This is a genomic window from Dietzia aerolata (assembly GCF_014144865.1).
Classification (GTDB): Bacteria; Actinomycetota; Actinomycetes; order Mycobacteriales; family Mycobacteriaceae; genus Dietzia; species Dietzia aerolata.
Genome location: NZ_JAALDM010000184.1, coordinates 1 through 1,308, shown reverse-complemented (window position 1 = coordinate 1,308; position 1,308 = coordinate 1). Strand labels below are relative to the sequence as shown.

Genomic DNA, 1,308 nt, shown 5'->3' with positions numbered 1-1,308 from the left:
ATGATCCGCGGCCCGTCCTCCATCAGGTAGACATCCGCCGCCAGCAGGTCCCCGTGACCGTCCACGATCCGGCCCGCGTCGATCCGGGACCGCAGCAACGGACCCCGGCCGCGGAGGTAGTCATAGGAGAGCACCGCGATGTCGTCGACGATCTCGCGGGCATCCCGCCCCACCTCGAGTCGGCGCAGGTGCTCGAGCGACTCGGCCCACAGCCCGTGGAGCGTGTCCTGCAGCCCCGCATCGTCGATCTCCCTCGTGCGAGGGCTCTGGTCATGCAACTGCGCGATCTGCCGGGCCACCTCGCCCAGGCCGGCCACGATGTCCGTATCGCCGACCCGGCGCGAGCCGGGCTGACGCTCCCGCACCAGTCGGGCGAGACTGAGACGTTCCGGGAGCCTGCGCATCTCCACGACGTGATCGACGACGTCGTCGTCGTTACCGGGGTTGTCGGGGTTCCTCCCACGGCTGCGCCGCACCTCCAACACCCCGAGGTAGACGTCCGGGGCGAGGCGACTGTTGAGCTCCACCTCGCGGCGGCTCTGCTCCGCGCGGGCCGTCGGGGTGCGGTTGTCGAGGAACCCGAGGTCGAGAGGCTTGCGGATTTTATGAGCCTTGTCACCCCAGAGGAAGATGAGCGCGCCGTGCGTCTCCACCACGACGGGCGGCCCCCACGCCCCGGTCCCGGTCGGCTCGGACATGTCCATGGAACCCAGCCTAGGCAGGCACGACGCGCCCCGCTCCCGGTCCGGCAAAGCGCCCCGAACGACCACATCAGGGAATCGTTAACTGAACCGGCACTGAAGAAATGACCTACTGACAGGGGCCGATCGCACTTGTAGTGTCGCCGACGCACCCACGCCACAGGGCAGGGTTGCCCGCGATGAGACACATCGTGGTCGATGCAGATCGGAGACGTTCAGCAGTGACGAACACCCACCGCAAGACCACCACCCGGACCACCGCGAAGATCGCCGCAGTCGGCGCGTTCGGCGTCGGTGCCGCCATCGCATTCCCCGGCCTTGCCGCCGCGCAGGACGCCCCCGCCGAGAACCCGGCCGCCAGCCTCGAGAACCTCGGTGGCGAAGAGGGCAGCCTCGAGGGTGGTCTCGGAACCGACCTCGCAGTGGATGCCGGCAGCCTGAGCTTCAACCTGAACCTCGACGCCGAGGCCCCCAACCCGGGCTCCGTTGAGTTCGGCAGCCTCGGTGTCTCCCCGAACACCGGCTCCGACCTGATCGACGGCGGCACCGGCTCCGGCGAGGAGGAGGCCCCGGCCGAGGACTCCGGCTCGCTCGACACCGGCTCGCT

2 pseudogenes are annotated in these 1,308 nt (G+C 69.4%); one reads left to right on the top strand and one right to left on the bottom strand.

Features of this window, described 5'->3' with window-relative positions:
* Nucleotides 1–704, bottom strand: a pseudogene (locus G6016_RS11395) (gluconate kinase); the annotation flags it as partial.
* A gap of 218 nt (nt 705–922) precedes the next feature.
* Between G6016_RS11395 and G6016_RS11390 the strand changes: the two are divergent.
* Nucleotides 923–1,308, top strand: a pseudogene (locus G6016_RS11390) (hypothetical protein); the annotation flags it as partial.